The sequence below is a fragment of the Vibrio nigripulchritudo ATCC 27043 genome (assembly GCF_000222685.1).
GTDB lineage: Bacteria > Pseudomonadota > Gammaproteobacteria > Enterobacterales > Vibrionaceae > Vibrio > Vibrio nigripulchritudo.
In genome coordinates this window covers 128,759-149,071 of record NZ_AFWJ01000112.1, presented here as the reverse complement: position 1 = coordinate 149,071, position 20,313 = coordinate 128,759, and the positions used below count along the sequence as shown (strand labels likewise).

Below are 20,313 nucleotides of genomic sequence, written 5' to 3'. Positions count from 1 at the left end.
AATTTGAGGCACAGATTTGTGCCTCCCAGATGTACTTTTACGGGAGAACCCCATGCAACTCTTAACTAACCAGATAGGCTACGAAACGTCAGGTACAAAGCACGCAGTGCTATGTATCAGCGAAGCATTGGCTGAAAGCAGTAAAGCTGAACTGGTCAGGGTAGATTCTGATGAAGTCGTGGCTTCTTTTGATGTTGGTCAGCCAACACAAGTCGCCCGCTGGCACCAGGGGCTGTTCTGCGAAATCGACTTTTCGGAATTCGCAGTCGAAGGACGCTATGTATTAAGAGTCAACGAGCTGCAATCTTCTCCTTTTGACATTTGTGAAGGGGTGTTGATGAACACCACTTTCTCGGATGTTTTGCACTACTTTAAATCCCAACGTTGTGGCGGGATTTATGAGAAACAGGATCGCACCATTCCCCTCCTCAACTCAGACAAAACTGTCGACGTTCGCGGTGGATGGTACGACGCGTCAGGTGATGTAAGTAAATATCTGAGTCACCTGTCTTACGCCAATTTTTTAAACCCTCAACAAACTCCAATGGTCGTATGGAATATGTTGAAAGGACTAGAGTTAGTGGAGGAGCGCTCTGACTTTGCAACGTATTCTCGGGTGAGGCTAACCGAAGAAGCACTGTTCGGTGCTGACTTCTTAGCCCGTATGCAACACCCGGAGGGTTTCTTTTATATGACTGTCTTTGACAAATGGAGCAAGGACGTCAAACAACGGGAGATCTGTGCCTACGCAACGCAGGACGGTCACAAATCTGACGACTACCAAGCTGGTTTTCGTCAGGGTGGCGGAATCGCAATTGCAGCTTTAGCCGCGGCTTCAAGGCTCGATGTTTGTGGAGAATTTTCACAAGAGCAATACTTGCAGGCAGCGGAAAAAGGTTACTGGCACTTAAAGGAGTACAATACTCAGTATCTCAATGATGGTGAAGAGAACATCATTGATGAGTATTGTGCATTGCTAGCCTGTGTTGAGCTTTACCGCTCAACCGGCGAGCAGTGTTACTTATCGGAAGGGCAAATGTGGGCAAACCGCCTGTCACTTCGCCAACTTTCCGATGCACGCTTTGAACATTTTTGGGCTGCTACCGACGATGGCAGCCGACCTTACTATCACGCAGCAGAAGCAGGTTTACCTGTGATTGCTCTTTGTGAATATCTTGCCGTCGAAAGACGCGAATCTCAGAAATCCAAAATTCGTGCGGTGGTCAATAAAGCCGTGTCATTTGAACTGACCATCACTCACGATACAGCCAACCCGTTTGGTTACCCTCGTCAGTATGTGAAATCCGTAAACGGAGAAAAGCGCGATGCCTTCTTTGTCGCGCATGACAACGAAACGGGCTACTGGTGGCAGGGTGAGAATGCCCGCCTGGGATCACTGGCAAGCATGATCTATCTGGCGAAGCCATATTTGGATGAATCTTTACTGCCTAAAGCCGAGCAATATGCACAACGCTGTTTAGACTGGATTGTCGGTCTGAACCCTTATGACATGTGCATGCTAGACGGTCATGGCAAAAACAACCCTGACTACCTTCCACAATACGGCTTCTTTAATGCCAAAGGTGGCGTCTGTAATGGCATTACTGGTGGCTTTGAAGACGAAGAAGACATTGCTTTTAACCCTCCGGGGCAAAAAGACGACATGATGCAGAACTGGCGATGGGGTGAACAGTGGATCCCTCATGGTGCGTGGTTCCTACTCGCAACCATGTCGCAGTTCACTACTCAAACGCAGGACAAAATTCAAACACAGGACACAAATCAATGACGCAATATTTGGTCGGGATTGACGGCGGCGGCACCTCTTGCCGAGCGCGAATCAGAGACGAGCAAGGCAACTTGATTGGAGAAGCCAAAAGCGGCAGCGCCAACATCATGTTAGGCGTTGGACTGGCGATGGATTCCATTGTGACTGCGGTATCTGAAGCAGCCAGACAAGGTGGATTGAGTGAATCAGACTTCGCCAGTATGCACCTTGGAATGGCGTTAGCAGGAGCTGAACAGGAATCTTTCTGGCACGACTTTATGGCACTGCCCCACCCGTTCGCCAGTGTGGTGTTAAACACAGATGCCTATGGTGCATGTCTTGGTGCGCATAACGGTGAAAACGGAGCCATCATGATCGCTGGTACGGGTTCTTGCGGCATTTTGCTCAAAGACGGGCAACAGCATGTGGTTGGAGGTCGCGAATTTCCGATATCGGATCAAGGTGGCGGCGCAGTAATGGGTCTGAGCCTGATTCAGCAAGTGCTACTGGCAGAGGATGGTATTGTTCCTAAGACCGCTCTGGCAGAACACGTCATGACCCATTTTGACAACAATGTCGACAATATTGTGGCCTGGTCGAAAACGGCGAAGCCTCGTGACTACGGTCAGTTCTCACCTGCCATTTTTGAACACGCGAAACAGGGCGATGCTTTGGGCATCAAAATGCTTAAGCAAACCGCAGCCGACATCGAAATGTTTTTGATTGCTCTGAATAAGAAGGGGGCAACACAAATTTCGCTGATGGGCAGCATTGCTGAACGCATCGTGAAATGGCTTTCCCCTCCGGTCCAAGAATGGATCGTAGCCCCTAAGCATGATGCGATTGAAGGCGGCATCATGATGGCAAACAAACCTGAGCATAACCTATTCAATCAAGGGTAGAGACTATGAATTATCGTGTCGATCTTGCTGTGCTATCAGAGCAAAATGGAGTATCCCGATTCGGGCTGACTTTGCATAACCTCAGTGATCAGGATTTGTCTGGCTGGGCATTGCATTTCTCATTAGATCGATACATCCTTGCGGACACCTTAAGTCAAGGTGTCATCGATCAAGTGGGTAGCCATTGTGTGCTCTCTACAAACGTCGAACAAAGCCTGTCGGCCAATCATCATTACTACATTGAATTCTCCGTGAATACTTCACCGTTTCGCTACTTGGCGGACGGTATCGATGATGCGTATTTAGAAATTCGTGATGGTGATAGCGTTCAGAACCTAACGGTCGATATCACGCCAATCGCGCTGATGTCGCCATACAAAAAACGTGAATCCATCCCTCAGGTTGAAGCAGCTGATTTCGCCATTATTCCAAAGCCTGCAAGCTTTACGGCGCAAGACGGTTACTTCTCCCTGAGTGATGCATCCGGTCTTAACGTCACCAGCACTCTGGCAAGCAATGCTGTTGAATGGCTAAAGCAGGAAGTACAGTCGCTGACAGGGATCTCGTTAAAGAACAATGCGCAGGGTGACATCGTATTTCGCAGTAATCCAACTCTGGATAAAGGGCACTACTGCCTTAAAATTCGCGAGAAATCTATTACGCTGGAGTCCGGTTCACGCTCGGGTTTCGTTCATGCCTGCGCCTCTTTGCTTCAACTAATATCAGCACAAAAAGTCAGTAGCACACTGCCCAGCATTACCATTAAAGACAGCCCTCGCTATGGTTATCGTGGAATGATGCTGGATTGCGCCAGACACTTTCACAGCGTGGCTCAGGTCAAACAGCTGATCAACCATCTGGCGTACTACAAGTTTAACTACTTTCACTGGCATTTAACCGATGATGAAGGCTGGCGACTAGAGATCAAAGCCTTCCCTGAACTGACTCAAACTGGTTCCAAACGTGGACCAGAAACGCAGAACGATGCTCAGTACAGCCATCTGTCTGAAACTTATGGTGGCTACTACACACAGGAAGAAGTGCAAGAAGTGATCGAATACGCGGCGACAAGATCGATCACCGTTATTCCAGAAATTGATATTCCGGGTCACTGCCGAGCGGCAATCAAAGCCTTACCTGAATTACTGGTTGATCCACAAGACTCTTCTGAATATCTGAGTATTCAGAACTACAACGACAACGTACTGTCTCCTGCTTTAGATGGTACTTACCAATTTTTAGATACCGTTCTGACGGAAGTCGCGGGTTTGTTCCCATCACAATACGTTCATATAGGTGCTGATGAAGTTCCTAAAAATGTCTGGACGGAGAGCCCTAAATGTCAGGCGATGATGAAAGAGCACGGCTACACGGAAGCTTCTGAGCTTCAGGGTCATTTACTTCGCCATGCCGAACGCAAACTGAAATCGTTGGGCAAGCGCATGCTCGGTTGGGAAGAAGCCAAGCACGGAAACAAAGTGTCTAAAGACACCGTTATCTTTGCCTGGATGAACGAAGAAGCTGCGTTGCAATGCGCGCAACAAGGCTTTGACGTTGTGCTGCAACCAGCGCAAACCACTTACCTTGATATGACCCAAGACTATGCGCCAGAAGAACCGGGAGTGGACTGGGCAAATCCTGTACCTCTTGAGATGGCTTACCAGTATGAACCTCTGAGCTCCGCCTCAGAAAACGATCCTGTTCGCCAAAGGATCTGGGGAGTGCAGTGTGCGCTTTGGTGTGAAAAAGTCACTAACCAATCCCGACTCGAATACATGGTATTCCCGCGACTCACTGCACTGGCAGAAGTGTGCTGGAGTCAGGCTAAAGATCGTAACTGGCTGGATTACTTATCCAGACTTAAAGGACATTTGCCACATTGGCAACGCCTGGGAGTGAACTACCGTTCGCCCTGGCAAGAATAACAAGACCCGAGCCTGCTCAGGTCACGGAATTACTAGTTTTTACTGCACTCCTTCGCAGTTTGTTTAAAAGGAAAGAACCATGAAATACGGCTATTTCGATAACGATAATCGTGAATATGTCATTACGCGTCCAGACGTACCAGCGCCATGGACAAACTACCTAGGAACGGAAAAGTTCTGTACTGTTATTTCTCACAATGCAGGCGGCTACTCTTTCTACAATTCACCGGAATACAACCGCGTGACAAAATTCCGCCCGAACGCAACGTTCGATCGCCCAGGACATTACGTTTACCTGCGTGACGACGAAACGGGTGACTACTGGTCAATTTCATGGCAGCCAGTAGCAAAAAGCCTTGATGAAGCGACTTACGAAGTTCGTCATGGTCTTTCTTACTCTAAATTCAAATGTGAGTATGCAGGCATTACGGCAACCAAAACGCTATTCGTGCCAAAAGGCGAAGATGCCGAGATCTGGGATGTGGTTATCAAGAACACCTCAGACAAACCTCGTACGATCAGTGCGTTCTCATTTGTTGAGTTTTCTTTCAGCCATATCCAGTCTGATAATCAGAACCACCAAATGTCTCTGTACTCAGCAGGCACTGAATATAAAGATGGCGTGATTGAGTACGACCTGTACTACAACACCAACGATTTTGAAGGTTTCTACTACCTGGCATCCACTTTCTCTCCGGATTCTTACGACGGTCAGCGCGATAGCTTCTTAGGTCTTTACCGTGACGAAGCTAACCCGATCGCTGTAGAAAATGGCAAATGTTCTAACACGGCTCAAACCTGTTACAACCACTGTGGTTCTCTGCATAAGCAGTTCACTATCCAGCCTGGTGAAGAAGTGCGTTTTGCCTACATTCTGGGTATTGGTAAAGGCAACGGTGAGCGCCTGCGTACTAAGTACCAGGATCTTAACGAAGTTGACGCTTCATTTGCGGGTATCAAAGCTCACTGGGATGAGCGCTGTGCGAAATTCCAGGTGAAATCGCCAAACGAAGGTCTGGATACCATGATCAACGCTTGGACCCTATACCAAGCAGAAACCTGTGTAGTCTGGTCTCGCTTTGCTTCTTTCATCGAAGTGGGTGGTCGTACTGGTCTGGGTTACCGCGATACCGCGCAGGACGCGATTTCGGTTCCTCACTCAAACGCAGGCATGACTCGCAAACGTCTTGTGGATCTCCTACGCGGTCAGGTGAAAGCTGGCTACGGTCTGCACCTGTTCGATCCTGACTGGTTCGATCCTGAAAAAGCAGACGTTGAACCTTCTAAGTCACCAACAGTCGTTCCGACTCCATCTGACGAAGACAAGATTCACGGAATCGAAGACACCTGTTCTGACGACCACCTATGGTTGGTTCCAACCATCTGTAAGTACGTGATGGAAACTGGTGAAGAGAACTTCTTTGACGAAGTCATCCCATACGCAGACGGCGGTGAAGCCACAGTTTACGAGCACATGAAAGCGGCGTTGGATTTCTCTGCGGAATATGTAGGTCAAACAGGCATCTGTAAAGGGCTGCGCGCAGACTGGAATGACTGTCTGAACCTTGGCGGCGGTGAGTCTTCAATGGTGTCGTTCCTACACTTCTGGGCTCTACAAGAGTTCATTGACCTAGCGAAATACCGTGGCGCAAATGAAGACGTAGCCAAGTACACCGAAATGGCAGCCAACGTTCGCGAAGCGTGTGAAACGCACCTTTGGGACGACGAGGGTGGTTGGTACATCCGTGGTCTGACGAAGAACGGCGACAAGATTGGTACGGCGCAACAAACTGAAGGTCGTATCCACCTAGAGTCAAACACGCTAGCAGTACTTTCTGGTGCGGTTTCTCAAGAACGTGGCGAGAAAGCAATGGACGCGGTTGATGAGAACCTGTTCTCTGAGTATGGCTTGCACCTAAACGCTCCATCATTCGCAACACCGAATGATGACATTGGCTTCGTGACTCGTGTTTACCAAGGCGTAAAAGAGAACGGTGCTATCTTCTCTCACCCGAACCCATGGGCATGGGTAGCAGAAGCGAAACTGGGTCGTGGTGACCGTGCAATGAAGTTCTACGACGCACTGAACCCGTACAACCAGAACGACATCATCGAGAAACGAATCGCTGAACCATACTCATACGTACAGTTCATTATGGGACGTGACCATCAGGATCACGGCCGTGCAAACCACCCATGGTTAACAGGTACGTCTGGCTGGGCTTACTTTGCCGTAACCAACTTCATTCTGGGTGTTCGAACTGGCTTCGAAGGTCTGACGGTCGATCCTTGTATCCCAACAGACTGGCCGGGCTTTGAAGTGACTCGTCAATGGCGTGGCGCTACGTACAACATCTCGGTACAAAACCCTGATTCTGTCAGCAAAGGCGTGAAATCTATTACTGTAAATGGCGAAGCGTTTGACGGCGTTATCCCTGTTCTGGCTGAAGGCAGCGTAAACGACGTTGTTGTTGTCCTTGGCTAACTTTTTTTGGTGGGAGGTTTTCTCCCACCCTTTTGATTTTGGTTCATTGTGAGCCACGGAGAGAAATAGGATTTTAATATGATTAAGTTCGGTACAGGTGGCTGGCGCGCCTTTATCGGTGAAGAGTTCACTAAAAACAATGTTCGTTTAGTGGCTCAGGCCGTTGCCAATATCATGTTAAACGAGAAGGTGGAAGACAAAGGATTTGTCGTCGGTTACGACCGTCGCTTCCTTTCCGATAAAGCTGGTCATTGGTTTGCCGAAGTATTGGCAGCCAATGGTATTACGGTTAGCTTTATCAACAAGTTTGTCCCTACCCCAATTGTGATGTTCAAAGCCAAAGAAATGGGATGTGCTTACTCAGCGTGTATTACAGCATCTCACAACCCGGCAGATTACAACGGCATCAAGGTATTCATTGAAGGCGGTCGCGATGCGGATGAAATCATCACGCAGAAGATCGAAGAACAGATTGCGAATCTGACTCTAGAAAATGTTAAGAGCGTCGACTTTGAACAAGCGGTAGAAGACAAGACCATTCTTGAAATTAACCCAATGAATGAGTTTGTCGATTCCATCATTAACTTCATCGACATCGAAGCAATCAAAAAAGCCAATCTGCGCGTATTGATTGACCCAATGTTCGGCGTAGCCAAAAACGCACTTCAGACGGTGTTGATCAACGGTCGTTGTGATGTAGACGTAATCAATGATGGTAAAAACCCCGATTTTGGCGGTTTAATGCCATCACCTAGTGCGGCAACCCTGTATCGCCTAAAACACTTGGTGGCAGCAGAAGGCTATGACATCGGCATTGGTACCGATGGAGATGCGGACCGCTTAGGCATCATTGATGAAAAAGGTAACTTCATTCATCCGAACGAAGTGCTGATGCTGCTTTACTACTACCTGCTGAAATACAAAGGTTGGTCAGGCTCTGTGGTTCGTAACATTGCGACCACGCATATCCTAGACAAAATCGCAGCCGATCACGGCGAGAAAAGCTTTGAGGTTCCTGTAGGCTTTAAGCACATCAGTTCTCAAATGGAAGCCGACGACTCACTTATCGGTGGTGAAAGTTCAGGTGGCTTGACCATTCGTGGTCACATCAAAGGTAAAGACGGTGTGTTTGCATCAAGTTTACTGGTTGAGATGGTAAGCGTCACAGGAAAGAAACTTTCTGAGCTTTTGGATGAAATTTACGGTAAGTATGGCTACGCTTATACAGCAGAGGGCGATTGCACATTTAAGCCTGCGCAAAAAGAAGCGTTGTACAACAAGATTTATGTAGAGAAGCAACTGCCCGATTTCGATTTTGAAATTGAGAAAGTCAGTTATGAAGATGGCGCTAAGGTCTACTTCAAAAATGGCGGATGGGTCATTGCCCGATTCTCTGGGACAGAACCTCTGCTGAGAATCTTCTCTGAAATGGAAGACAAGGAAAGCGCTGAAGCCGCTGTGGCACAAGTAAAAGCATTCCTTTCTCTTTAATCATACAAAACAATTGTCACAATTGTTGTATAAAGTGTTTTGGACGCACTGAATAGCTAGTCACTATTCAGTGTTCGCCGTTAGACTGGTGATATACCCCTATAGGTCCAAAATCAAAGCCCAGCGTTTGCTGGGCTTTCTCTTTTCTTCTCAGATTGATGTTCTACCAATCGTGGTAAGTAGCTGGTATTAAAACGCTAACACGCCATCGGATTCAATCTGTACATTGACCTTCTGGTTGATATCCAGAGCCTCAGAAGAACTGGCGATAAGGCGAGTTCCATTAGCCTCAATCACATATCGACAGTGATCGCCCATAAACTGCTGTTCCAGGATCTGTATGCTGCTTTCATCTGCAGCGCTAACCTTGATGTGCTGAGGTCTTAATAACAGCTCACATTCTTGATCGACATGAATCTCTGCTTGCGCTAGCGCACCTAACACTCCGAACGCGGTATCAAATTTATCGGTAGACACTCGCTTGGCTGGTAGGTAACTGCCGCCTCCAAGAAAATCTGCCACAAACTTACTGGATGGCTGGTAATACAGTTCTGAGGCACTGCCAAACTGCTCGATAACACCGTTGTTCATCACCGCCATTTTGTCGGAAAACGCGAAGGCTTCTTCACGGCTATGGGTCACAAAGATCGCGGTCACTCCCTGTGCCTTAAAGATCTTACGAATTTCGCGGATCAATTCATGGCGAACTTGCGTATCGATATTAGAAAATGGTTCATCCAAAAGCAGAAGATCTGGCTTGTACGCCAGTGAACGGGCTATCGCCACACGCTGTTGCTGACCACCTGATAACTGATGCGGGAACCGATCACCAAATTCATCCAGTTTGACTAGCTTCAACATCTCCTGCACTTTTGCGTGCTTTTCACTCTCGCTCGCAGTACGTAACCCAAACCCAACGTTCTGCTCAACGGTTAGATGAGGAAACAACGCATAATCCTGGAAGATCATGCCAATATTTCGCTTCTCTGGCGGGATCCAGTCCTTGCCGTTATCTATGGTCTGGCAATTGAGTGTCATGGTTCCGCTAGCAAGAGGAAGTAACCCGGCAATGGCTTTCAATAAGGTGGTTTTTCCGCAACCACTGGCACCAAGTAAGCAAACGATCTCGCCATGCTGAACGGTGAGGGATAATGATTCCAGCACCGTCTGCGTTTGGTACTTACACGTCAGGTTTTCAATAGTTAATGCGCAACTCATCAGTGATTTTGCTCCAGTGAACGGTTAACCATAATCAAGGGGATAAGTCCCACAAGTACCAATAAAACGGCTGGCATTGCCGCCAGCTCTAGCTGTTCGTCTGATGCGTAGTTATACACGTATGTCGCCAGCGTCTCGAAGTTAAATGGGCGAAGCAGTAAAGAGGCATTAAGCTCTTTCATACATTCAATAAACACGAGAAGACCAGCGATCAACGCACCACGACGTACCAGCGGTAAATGAATTCTTCTCAGCATCTCGTTGGCATTGCACCCCATGGTGCGAGTCGCCATATCGAGAGAAGGCGATATCTTATTCATGCTGCTTTCGATGCTGCCAATCGCCACAGCGGAAAAACGTACAACCATGGCAAAAATCAGTGCAAGCATTGAGCCGGAAAAGAACAGCCCCGGAGGTGCCCACTCCATCCATTTAGCAAAATCATTGATGCCATGCTCCACTCGGGTCACAAACGTCATCACACCTATGGCGAGAACCGTCCCAGGAACGGCGTATCCCATGGAGGAAAATCGCATCGACATGACGCTGTTGCGACCGGGATTAACGCGTTGGCAGAAATTCACTACCAAAGCGACAGCCACACCTATCACCGCGGCAGACAAAGAAACCTGCAAGCTATTAATGGAGTACTGGCGAAATTCTTCCGTCCAGCTCTGAGCAAAATAAGTATAGGCGTAAGAACCGAGTTGAAGCAGAGGAAGTGCAAACGCAACGGCAACCAGCCCCCAACACCAGGTGAGCGCCGCCCACTTTTTCCAGCCTTGCAGCTCGTAACGTACGTCTTCATGGCTATTAAACTGGGACTGAAAAAGTTTCTGACGGCGGCGGCTGTATCGCTCGGCACTGATCAGTAGCACCACTACCACCAGCATGATGGATGAGATTTTTGCTGCGGCTGAAAGCTCCGAATGGTCGAGCCACGTATCGTAAACCGCGGTCGTTAATGTGTGAACAGCAAAGTAATTAACAGTTCCGAAATCGCCAATGGTTTCCATCGCCACCAGAGAAAGCCCAACAGCAATAGAAGGTCTGGCTAAAGGTAGAGAGATTCTGAAAAAACTCGTCAGAGGTGAGCACTTAAGTAATCTTGCAGACTGAAGCAGAGAAACGTTCTGCTCCATAAACGCTGCTCGCCCGAGCAGGTAAACATAAGGGTAAAGAACCAGTGCCAGAACTATGACTGCACCAGTGAGTGTTCGAATGTCTGGAAACCAGTATTCGCCTGGTCCCCACCCCGTAAGATCACGGAGGAGCATTTGAATAGGTCCGGGAAAGTCAAACCAGTCGGTGTAAACGTATGCCACGATATAGCTGGGCATTGCCAATGGAAGCACCAGTGCCCACTGCAAAATTCTCTCGGTCGGAAGCTTACACATGGCCATTAGCCAGGCACTGGGAACCCCCAGTAACAGTGACAACAGCATGACTCCGGTGACCAGTTTAATGGTGTTGGCAATATAAATTGGCAGTACTGTGCTCATCAGATGTGGAAAGATTTCCGATTCACCGATGGACATATAAAAAATGGCGATTATCGGTAGCGCCAACAGCCCAGCCACACTCCAGCTGCCGACTTTCCAAGTGGTATGATTTTCTTTCATTGCCCAGCGACTTTACAGCAATACAAAATGCGAGGCTCCTGTCGCCAAGACACTTTATATCCCTAATAGAAAACATGGTATTTAGGAAAGTATATCAAAACGACTCTCATTTTGCTTTTCAATCCCTAAAAACTAACAAAGCCATCATTAACAATGAAAGAAGTAAGTAACATCTTATAGTTACTACTATCTACACTGCTTATGATGGCTTTAGAACCATATGCTCAACCTAAGAGATTGAGCAAATGTTTCGCATTACAGATCGAATTTAACTTCGTCTAGAAGTTTGATCGCTTTAGAGTGGTTAGCTGCGATTTCTTCAAGCGAGATAGTGTCCGCTTTGAAGTCACCCCAAGAAGCAACTAGCTCAGAACGCTTAACACCCGCTTTAACTGGGTATTCGAAGTTAACTTCAGCGTACATAGACTGAGCTTTGTCTTTCGTTAGGAATTCCATCAGTTTCTTAGCGTTTGCTTTGTTTGGCGAGTGTTTCGCCATAGCCATACCACTGATGTTTACGTGAGTACCCGCTGCTTTTTGGTTAGGGAAGTTGATGTAAACCGCTTCAGCCCAAGCTTTTTGCTCTTCGTTGTTTACCATCTTGCCTAGGTAGTAGCTGTTACCCAGAGAAACGTCACATAGACCTTCTTTGATCGCTTTAACCTGTGCACGGTCGTTACCTTGTGGAGTACGTGCAAGGTTTGCCTTCACGCCTTCTAGCCAAGTTTTCGTTGCCGCTTCACCTTTGTGAGCAATCATAGAAGAGATTAGAGATACGTTGTAAGGGTGCTTACCGCTACGAGTACAGATTTTGCCTTTGAATTCAGGCTTAGCTAGATCTTCGTAAGTGAAGTCTTCGCCTAGCTTACCAACACGGTCACGAGAAGAGTAAACGTTACGAGCACGAGTCGTGATACCGAACCACTCGTTATTGTCGTCTTGGTATTGAGCAGGAATGTTTGCTTCGATTACATCGCTGTTTACTGGCTGAACTAGACCTTTTTTAGACAGTTCTGCAAGACGGCTGATGTCTACAGTTAGGATAACGTCTGCTGGGCTGTATTCACCTTCCTGAGCCAGCTTTTCAGCCAGACCTTTTTTAGCGAATTTAACGTTTACTTTGATACCCGTTTCTTTAGTGAACTCTTTAAACATTGGTTCAACCAAGAAAGGCTGACGGTAAGAGTATACGTTCACTTCTTCAGCGGCCATAGCAGAAGGAGCAATAACACCACACGCGATGGCTGAAAGAGTCAGCAGTTTTTTCATCGTTTTAGTCCTTTATGAAAGCAATAATGATAATGTTTATCAGTCGCCTTATTATATTCAAACTCCTTCGGTTGACAATCATCCATTCTGTATCAAGATCAAAAAAACCTGCCATTTCTGACAGGTCTATCATTAAATTTAGTAACGATTTGTTTCGTCTCAGATCTTATATTACTTCACTGAGACAAACTCAGGGTACGCACCGACACCACAATCGTGCATGTCCATACCTTCCAGTTCTTCCTCTTCAGAAACTCGAATACCCATAGTTACTTTCAGTACATACCACACGACCAGGCTTGCTCCGAAGACCCAGCCAAAGATAACCGCTGCGCCCAATAGCTGAGTTGAGAAAGCCGCATCTGCATTGCTGACAGGCACCATCATCAAACCAAACAAGCCACATACACCGTGAACTGATATCGCACCAACTGGGTCATCGATTTTCACTTTGTCCATCGCAACAATGCTGAATACAACAAGCGCACCTGCCGCTACACCGATACCAACAGCCACTAACGGAGAAGGAGATAGCGGGTCAGCAGTGATGGCAACTAGACCAGCCAATGCACCATTAAGCACCATAGTCAGGTCAGCTTTGCCCCAAGTTGTTTTACACACTAGCAGTGCTGCAATTGCACCTGCTGCTGCCGCTGCGTTAGTGTTCAGGAAGATTTGACCTACCGCTGTTGCGTTTTCAAAGTCTGAAACCATTAACTGTGAGCCGCCGTTAAAGCCGAACCAGCCAAACCATAGGATGAATGTACCAAGCGTTGCCAAAGGCATGTTTGAGCCCGGGATTGGATAAATCTCACCATTTTTTCCGTACTTACCTTTACGAGCCCCCAGAAGAACCACACCCGCTAACGCTGCTGCGGCACCAGCCATATGAACAATACCTGAGCCAGCGAAGTCACTGAAACCTGCTTCTGCAAGGAAACCACCGCCCCATGTCCAGTAACCTTCCATTGGGTAAATAAAGGCAGTCAGGACGGCTGAGAAGATTAGGAAAGACCAAAGCTTCATTCGCTCAGCGACTGCACCGGATACAACGGACATCGCAGTTGCAACAAACACTACCTGGAAGAAGAAGTCGGACTCAAGTGAGTGATCGGCACCTTCACCCTGAGTACCAATCAAGGCACCAAAGGATGGTAACCAGCCCCCTTCTGCATTATCAACGTACATAATGTTGTAGCCCACAAGCAAGAATGTGGTACAGGCAATCGCGTACAAGCACACGTTTTTCGTTAAAATTTCTGTGGTGTTTTTAGAGCGTACAAGCCCCGCCTCTAGCATGGCAAAGCCCGCTGCCATCCACATAACCAATGCACCTGAAATGAGGAAGAAAAAGGTGTCTAGTGCATATCTGAGTTCAGCTACTGTTACTGATAGTTCCATAATAATATCCCCAATCCCTTAAAGTGCTTCAGAATCCATTTCACCAGTACGAATACGAATCGCTTGGTGAAGGTCATAAACAAAAATCTTTCCGTCACCAATCTTGCCGGTGTGGGCGGCTTTAGTGATGGCTTCTACTACTCGGTCTACGTTTTCTGCCTGTGTGGCAATTTCTAATTTTACTTTTGGTAGAAAATCGACTTGGTACTCGGCTCCGCGGTATAGCTCGGTATGACCTTTCTGACGACCGAAGCCTTTCACTTCGCTAACCGTCATACCTTCAATACCTACATCAGATAATGCTTCCCTTACATCGTCGAGTTTGAATGGCTTAACAATGGCATTTATAAGTTTCATCACGTCCTCTCTAAAATGGTGTAATCCGTTAACACATAAGCAACAATCAAGGAGCGTGCCAAAAACCTAACTCAATGATTTAAAGGGATTTAAGAAGTAGAGGTTGTAAAATGAAAAAAGAGGATGCACAAAAATTGTGCATCCTCTTCCCAAATTTGAAGCAGAGCTCATATCTTTCCCCAAAATGGTGAGTATTTTGAGAATGAAGACCTAAACGCTTTATTTAGTATGACGTTACAAACGCCTTCCAAGCTTTTACTAATTCGACAAAGTCTTCAAATCCACAAGCTGCGCTGCTTTCACTTTCATAAAGATACATATCGGGCTCAGCGCATTCCTGTTCGAACTCGATTCCATTCTCTTGAATCACCACTTCATCGCGATTGATCAACACGCTGATTTCACGACCTTCGATTTTATCTTCATGATGCTGACCTTCCTTCATCCATTCGAGTCGCTGCAGAATACCATCAATTACACTGAGCTGAGCGTTCACTTCTTCCTGCAACCAGCGTCCCACAATCTCATGCCCCATGCTGCACTTGACCATGTAGTCACCCGTTAAGCTGTTTTTAGTGAATTGGTATTCCATTGTCTGTTACCCGCAAATTTCAGAGGAAGCGGAGTGTATCACTTAGTTGATAGAGAGGCGAAGCTCACCTAATTCTAATTTTAGAAAATAAAGAGGAAGTGAGTGATGCGATAGTGAGATTGGAAAGTAAAAAGCGCCCCGATTGGGGCGCTTTAGATATCAGAATTTCCTTAAGCTTATGCTGGCTCTTGGAAAATCACCGTATCTGCTTTCTTGGTGTACTGATCCATTTTATGGAAGTTCAGGTAGCGATACGTATCCGCTGCTGTCGCATCAATCTGCTTCGCGTATTCCAGGTACTCTTCATTAGAAGGGATATGACCAAGAATCGCACCAACTGCGGCTAGCTCAGCAGAGGCTAGGAACACGTCTGCACCTGTACCCAAACGGTTAGGGAAGTTACGCGTTGATGTGGACATTACTGTCGCTTTGTCTGCAACTCGTGCCTGGTTACCCATACACAGGGAACAGCCTGGAGTTTCGATACGAACGCCCGCACGACCGTAGATACCGTAGTAACCTTCTTCTGTAAGCTGGTCACGGTCCATTTTCGTTGGTGGTGCAATCCATAAACGCGTATCCAGCTGACCGTTATGCTTATCAAGAAGCTTACCGGCTGCACGGAAGTGACCAATGTTGGTCATACAAGAACCAATGAATACTTCATCGATTTTCGTGCCTTGTACAGAAGACAGTAGACGAGCATCATCTGGATCATTTGGCGCACACAGGATAGGTTCATTAATCTCTGCAAGATCAATTTCAATCACGTGGGCGTATTCTGCGTCAGAATCAGCTTCCATCAACTCTGGATTAGCCAGCCACTCTTCCATTGCTGTGATACGACGCTCGATGGTACGCACATCGCCGTAGCCTTCAGAGATCATCCACTTAAGCATGATGATGTTCGAGTTCAGGTACTCCTCAATCGACGATTGAGACAGCTTAACGGTACAACCCGCCGCTGAACGTTCTGCAGACGCATCTGACAGTTCAAATGCCTGTTCAACCGTCAGGTGTTCAACACCTTCGATCTCAAGAACACGACCAGAGAACTCATTGATCTTACCTGCTTTCTCAACAGTCAGAAGACCTTGCTGAATCGCGTAGTAAGGGATGGCATGTACCAAGTCACGCAGTGTGATACCTGGCTGCATATCGCCTTTAAAGCGAACCAGAATCGATTCCGGCATATCAAGAGGCATAACGCCTGTTGCAGCAGCAAAAGCAACCAGACCAGAACCAGCTGGGAAAGAAATACCCAGAGGGAAACGAGTATGCGAGTCACCACCCGTACCAACAGTGTCAGGAAGTAGCATACGGTTTAGCCATGAGTGAATTACACCATCACCAGGGCGAAGAGAAACACCCGCACGGTTCATGATGAAATCAGGCAGTGTGTGGTGAGTGTTCACATCAACAGGTTTCGGGTACGCCGATGTGTGACAGAATGACTGCATGACTAGGTCTGCAGAGAAACCAAGACACGCCAAGTCTTTCAACTCATCTCGAGTCATAGGACCGGTTGTATCCTGAGAACCTACTGTTGTCATCTTCGGCTCACAGTAAGTGCCTGGGCGAATACCCTCTACGCCACACGCTTTACCCACCATCTTCTGAGCAAGGGTGTAACCCTTACCAGTATCGGCGGCTGAAACGGGACGACGGAATACGTCTGAAGACTCAAGACCCAGAGATTCACGAGCGCGGTCAGTAAGTCCACGGCCAATGATAAGAGGGATACGACCACCAGCACGTACTTCATCAATCAATACGTCTGTTTTCAGGCTGAATTCAGCCAGCGTTTCACCAGACTCATGGTTACAAACTTTACCTTCAAATGGGTAAACGTCGATAACGTCGCCCATGTTCAGCTTAGTCACATCCACTTCGATTGGCAGTGCGCCTGCATCTTCCATTGTGTTGAAGAAGATAGGGGCAATTTTACCGCCAAGTACGTAACCACCCGCTTTCTTGTTTGGCACATTAGGGATGTCGTCACCCATAAACCAAAGTACGGAGTTAGTTGCGGATTTACGAGAAGAACCAGTACCTACAACATCACCGACGTAAACAAGCTGGTGACCTTTCTCTTGCAGTGCTTCAATCTGCTTAATTGGACCGATAGTTCCCGGAGAATCTGGGTTGATACCTTCACGTTCGTTTTTCAGCATAGCCAAAGCGTGAACAGGGATATCAGGACGAGACCATGCATCCGGCGCAGGAGACAGGTCATCAGTATTGGTTTCACCCGTTACTTTAAATACAGTAAGTGTGATTTTTTCTTTTAGCTCTGGCTTGCTTAGGAACCATTCAGCATCAGCCCATGACTGAAGTACTTGCTGAGCGGAAGCATTGCCAGATTTAGCTTTCTCTTCAACGTCATAAAACGCGTCGAACATAAGAAGTGTATGAGAAAGTGCTTTAACAGCAATTGGCGCCAGATCTGCATCATCAAGAAGAGAAACCAGCGATTCGATGTTGTAACCACCTTGCATCGTACCCAATAGCTCAGCGGCTTTCTCGCGGCTAACCAATGGGGATGTAACTTCATTTTTGGTAATAGCGGTAAGGAATCCAGCTTTAACGTAAGCGGCTTCATCTACGCCAGGTGGGATACGATTTTCTAGAAGATCAATTAGGAAAGCTTCTTCGCCTGCGGGCGGATTTTTTAATAATTCTACAAGTCCTGCGACTTGTTCAGCATCAAGGGGTCTTGGAACGACTCCTTCTGCGGCACGCTCTTCGACGTGTTTACGGTAGGCTTCAAGCACGACTCATTCCTCTCATTGCGGTTTGACCTCCCTTGTGATCAAGAGGTGCAAACATCCTTGGAAAAACTTGGCTGCCTTGCCGCTTTTATTATGAATAGTCTTATTCTGATTCTTAATAATCAACAGCGGCATAGGGCCAAACTGTGGGGTGGAGAATAGCAAATTTAACTTAAAATTAAAATCTTATCATTTTGACCAACATAGCAACTTGAGACTAAAGTTCTATGAATTTAAGCATTTTTATTCGCGTTAAAAAGCCGTTCCCACGATTAGGTATACCGAACTGAAACGTTCTTCTGTTTGCCCGTACGCTAAAATTATAGGCCCAATCGGAGATTTCACACCTGCAAAAACCGACCCAGCCACGTACATTGGCGCTTCACTGATTTTCAAATTGGGATCAGACCACACTCCACCATATTCCGCTGAAGCTCCGAGGTAAACCGGAGAGCGGAACAAGCCGAAGTCGTTGTCAAACCAACGGTAACGGTACACCAAACTGCCGAAGATTTTGTTCTGTCCGATCAAACTATTTCCTGATAAGCCAGACAGATTCAGAAACCCTCCCAGAGACTTAGGCATAATCGGGATGGTTGCATTCCGGCTGCGGGTCACCTCATATTCAGCCATTCCGACCAAAGTATGACGTTGATAGCTGTGTGCGGTGCCCAATTGAATGGTCACTTCATTGACCCGGTCTTCGGTATAAGTTTCTTTTTGATCCTCTTGTATGTTGTCTTCTGACGCCAATAGTTCAAAGTGAGCTAAGTTCCCTTCCGCAGGAAAACTCATATCATCAAACGTATCGTATCGATAACGCGCAAAAAGTCCTTTTCGGTTGAAATTCTGCGTGCCAAATTTGGGCAATGAAGAAAGAGAGAAATCGCCGACCGTGTACCGAGCACCGAATTTAAATTCATGATTAAAAGAAGGTGCGATCCCTAGTGCTGCTTCTGCCGTAAATTGAACATAGTTGATCGGCAGGAAATCTTTGCTCCCCGCTAACGTTACTTCTTTCAGAAAATCTTCATCAAAAGGCAACTGCCGATTTTCATTCACATAAGTCATCGAAGCACTGGTAAACAGCTTTTGCTCATTGAATATAGGGCTATACCATTCAGCTTCAATAAGCTTATCAGACCCCATTTCTAAATTAGTGCGAATTTCAGCACCTTTGTCGTTTAAGTCGGTGAAGTTAACACTTAGCCCGATCGAGTATTGGCTTGTGTTCTGAAAATCGTCTTCCAGGTAGAAGCGGAAATCGACATAGTTTGGTCCCCACTCCTTTTCATTCACCTCGACGTAAAGCGTAGTTTTTCCCTTGTCGTCCTGATCGTAGCGGTACAAAACCTGTTCGAATCGGTTTAAGGAGTAGAGGCTGTGAACCCGAGTTTCCAATTCATCCAAGGTGTATCGTTTACCGGGCTCAAGCGACAAAAACTGTTTGAGGACGTTATCGTTGTAGTGACTGTTGTTGATGATTTCGATTTCGTCCACAACCAACTGATCACCGTAAACAATAGAACGCCTAGCATCCTGCTTACGGTTGATGTATGCCTGATACTGTATCGGGCTGGTCGCGAAGCGCTGAAGCGCCTCTTTTGATTCGATGGCGGCAATATAACCAAGCTCATAGGCATCAGGCATTCGAGAGAAGTCGGTTGTCGACATATCGCCGACTTTTGGGCTTAACAGAACATCGTTATCCGTGAGTTTCTTCGACTGCCGATGAGTGCTTCGCTGAACCATGTAGTTCGATAGCTGATCGCCCACATTGATAAACGTTTTCAATTCGTGACGGGATTGATAGTCGGTACTGATATCAACAGCGATAATCAGATCCGCCCCCATTTCCCGCGCCAGCTCAACAGGCATATTGTTAGTCACACCACCGTCAACAAGCAGCTTTTCTCCCATGGGGAATGGAGGTAAGGCTCCGGGAACAGACATGCTTGCCATCATGGCATCGGTCAAATATCCGCTATCCAGAACGACGGGCTCAAGTTTCACAATATCGGTCGCGACAGCTCGATAGCGCACAGCGAGCTCATCGAAAGAGTACATTGGGGGTATGTTTCCTGCGGCTTCGCGCAGAATTCGATGCATGTTCTGCCCCTGAACCACACCTTTTGGTGCGGTAACATCACCAAAACGTAAGCCAAGGTCAGTTTGAATTTGATAGCGGTCGTAATATTGTTTTTCACGAACGGGAAGCTGGTCGCGATTGACCCTGTCTCTGTAACCAGAGCTCCAGTCTATGGTGTGGATGAAGGACTCAATTTCATCGGCAGACATCCCGGTGGCGTACATGCCACCAACAAATGCACCCATGCTGGTACCTGTAATGATATCAACCGGAATATGCATCTCTTCCAGCGCTTTTAGCACACCAATGTGGGCAGCACCTTTGGCACCGCCCCCAGCCAATACAACCGCAATAACAGGACGCTCTTTCTCTGTTTCATTTTCAGAATTTGCCAATGCCATCTGGCTAGTCAGTAGTACCGCA

General features: G+C 47.1%; 13 protein-coding genes. 5 read left to right on the top strand and 8 right to left on the bottom strand.

The genetic code is table 11. From position 1 onward, the window contains the following. Positions 1 to 52: 52 nt before the first annotated feature. From RH89_RS11160 to RH89_RS11140, 5 genes are all read left to right on the top strand, one after another. Entirely contained in the window at positions 53 to 1,789 is a 1,737-nt protein-coding gene (locus tag RH89_RS11160) for a glycoside hydrolase family 9 protein (RefSeq protein ID WP_004401921.1), read from the top strand. After that, on the top strand, positions 1,786 to 2,670 hold the full coding sequence (locus RH89_RS11155; RefSeq protein WP_004401920.1) for a glucosamine kinase nucleotide-binding domain-containing protein: 885 nt from the start codon (positions 1,786 to 1,788) through the stop codon (positions 2,668 to 2,670). Before RH89_RS11160 ends, RH89_RS11155 begins: the two co-directional genes overlap by 4 nt. Positions 2,671 to 2,675: 5 nt before the next feature. Further along, positions 2,676 to 4,595, top strand: coding sequence for a beta-N-acetylhexosaminidase (locus RH89_RS11150; protein ID WP_004401918.1), 1,920 nt, complete (start codon positions 2,676 to 2,678; stop codon positions 4,593 to 4,595). A 79-nt stretch (positions 4,596 to 4,674) separates the two neighbouring features. Continuing rightward, positions 4,675 to 7,080, top strand: coding sequence for a glycoside hydrolase family 94 protein (locus RH89_RS11145; RefSeq protein ID WP_004401917.1), 2,406 nt, complete (start codon positions 4,675 to 4,677; stop codon positions 7,078 to 7,080). Between the two features lie 78 nt (positions 7,081 to 7,158). Further along, complete coding sequence (locus RH89_RS11140; RefSeq protein ID WP_004401915.1) at positions 7,159 to 8,571, top strand: phosphoglucomutase/phosphomannomutase family protein; 1,413 nt, start codon at positions 7,159 to 7,161, stop codon at positions 8,569 to 8,571. Between the two features lie 189 nt (positions 8,572 to 8,760). Here RH89_RS11140 and RH89_RS11135 read toward each other — a convergent pair whose 3' ends face one another. The 8 genes from RH89_RS11135 to RH89_RS11100 all read right to left on the bottom strand — a co-directional run bounded on the left by RH89_RS11135 (position 8,761) and on the right by RH89_RS11100 (position 20,291). Next, entirely contained in the window at positions 8,761 to 9,789 is a 1,029-nt protein-coding gene (locus tag RH89_RS11135) for an ABC transporter ATP-binding protein (RefSeq protein WP_004401914.1), read from the bottom strand. Further along, positions 9,789 to 11,411: an ABC transporter permease gene (locus tag RH89_RS11130; RefSeq protein WP_004401913.1), complete on the bottom strand. Its 1,623-nt coding sequence runs from the start codon at positions 11,409 to 11,411 to the stop codon at positions 9,789 to 9,791. Before RH89_RS11130 ends, RH89_RS11135 begins: the two co-directional genes overlap by 1 nt. Positions 11,412 to 11,666: 255 nt before the next feature. Further along, positions 11,667 to 12,680 (bottom strand): Fe(3+) ABC transporter substrate-binding protein, encoded by a 1,014-nt coding sequence (locus RH89_RS11125; protein WP_004401912.1) that lies wholly within the window; start codon positions 12,678 to 12,680, stop codon positions 11,667 to 11,669. Between the two features lie 171 nt (positions 12,681 to 12,851). Beyond that, positions 12,852 to 14,081 carry an ammonium transporter gene (locus RH89_RS11120; protein WP_004401911.1) on the bottom strand — a complete coding sequence of 410 codons (1,230 nt, stop codon included), beginning with the start codon at positions 14,079 to 14,081 and terminating at the stop codon, positions 12,852 to 12,854. A gap of 18 nt (positions 14,082 to 14,099) precedes the next feature. Further along, positions 14,100 to 14,438: a P-II family nitrogen regulator gene (gene glnK / locus RH89_RS11115; RefSeq protein ID WP_004401910.1), complete on the bottom strand. Its 339-nt coding sequence runs from the start codon at positions 14,436 to 14,438 to the stop codon at positions 14,100 to 14,102. Between the two features lie 223 nt (positions 14,439 to 14,661). After that, positions 14,662 to 15,030: a YacL family protein gene (locus RH89_RS11110; RefSeq protein ID WP_004401909.1), complete on the bottom strand. Its 369-nt coding sequence runs from the start codon at positions 15,028 to 15,030 to the stop codon at positions 14,662 to 14,664. A gap of 176 nt (positions 15,031 to 15,206) precedes the next feature. Next, positions 15,207 to 17,804, bottom strand: a complete 2,598-nt coding sequence (gene acnB, locus RH89_RS11105) for a bifunctional aconitate hydratase 2/2-methylisocitrate dehydratase (protein ID WP_004401908.1) — start codon at positions 17,802 to 17,804, stop codon at positions 15,207 to 15,209. Between the two features lie 249 nt (positions 17,805 to 18,053). Next, on the bottom strand, positions 18,054 to 20,291 hold the full coding sequence (locus RH89_RS11100; RefSeq protein ID WP_050811522.1) for a patatin-like phospholipase family protein: 2,238 nt from the start codon (positions 20,289 to 20,291) through the stop codon (positions 18,054 to 18,056). Between the last annotated feature and the right edge of the window lie 22 nt (positions 20,292 to 20,313).

Excerpts from the sequence above, each read along its gene's own strand:
- RH89_RS11145 (WP_004401917.1), top strand. The coding sequence starts at position 4,675 with ATGAAATACGGCTATTTCGATAACGATAATCGTGAATATGTCATTACG.
- RH89_RS11110 (WP_004401909.1), bottom strand. The coding sequence starts at position 15,030 with ATGGAATACCAATTCACTAAAAACAGCTTAACGGGTGACTACATGGTC.
- RH89_RS11160 (WP_004401921.1), top strand. The coding sequence starts at position 53 with ATGCAACTCTTAACTAACCAGATAGGCTACGAAACGTCAGGTACAAAG.
- RH89_RS11140 (WP_004401915.1), top strand. The coding sequence starts at position 7,159 with ATGATTAAGTTCGGTACAGGTGGCTGGCGCGCCTTTATCGGTGAAGAG.
- RH89_RS11135 (WP_004401914.1), bottom strand. The coding sequence starts at position 9,789 with ATGAGTTGCGCATTAACTATTGAAAACCTGACGTGTAAGTACCAAACG.
- RH89_RS11150 (WP_004401918.1), top strand. The coding sequence starts at position 2,676 with ATGAATTATCGTGTCGATCTTGCTGTGCTATCAGAGCAAAATGGAGTA.
- RH89_RS11125 (WP_004401912.1), bottom strand. The coding sequence starts at position 12,680 with ATGAAAAAACTGCTGACTCTTTCAGCCATCGCGTGTGGTGTTATTGCT.
- RH89_RS11130 (WP_004401913.1), bottom strand. The coding sequence starts at position 11,411 with ATGAAAGAAAATCATACCACTTGGAAAGTCGGCAGCTGGAGTGTGGCT.
- RH89_RS11100 (WP_050811522.1), bottom strand. The coding sequence starts at position 20,291 with ATGGCATTGGCAAATTCTGAAAATGAAACAGAGAAAGAGCGTCCTGTT.
- RH89_RS11155 (WP_004401920.1), top strand. The coding sequence starts at position 1,786 with ATGACGCAATATTTGGTCGGGATTGACGGCGGCGGCACCTCTTGCCGA.
- glnK (WP_004401910.1), bottom strand. The coding sequence starts at position 14,438 with ATGAAACTTATAAATGCCATTGTTAAGCCATTCAAACTCGACGATGTA.
- RH89_RS11120 (WP_004401911.1), bottom strand. The coding sequence starts at position 14,081 with ATGGAACTATCAGTAACAGTAGCTGAACTCAGATATGCACTAGACACC.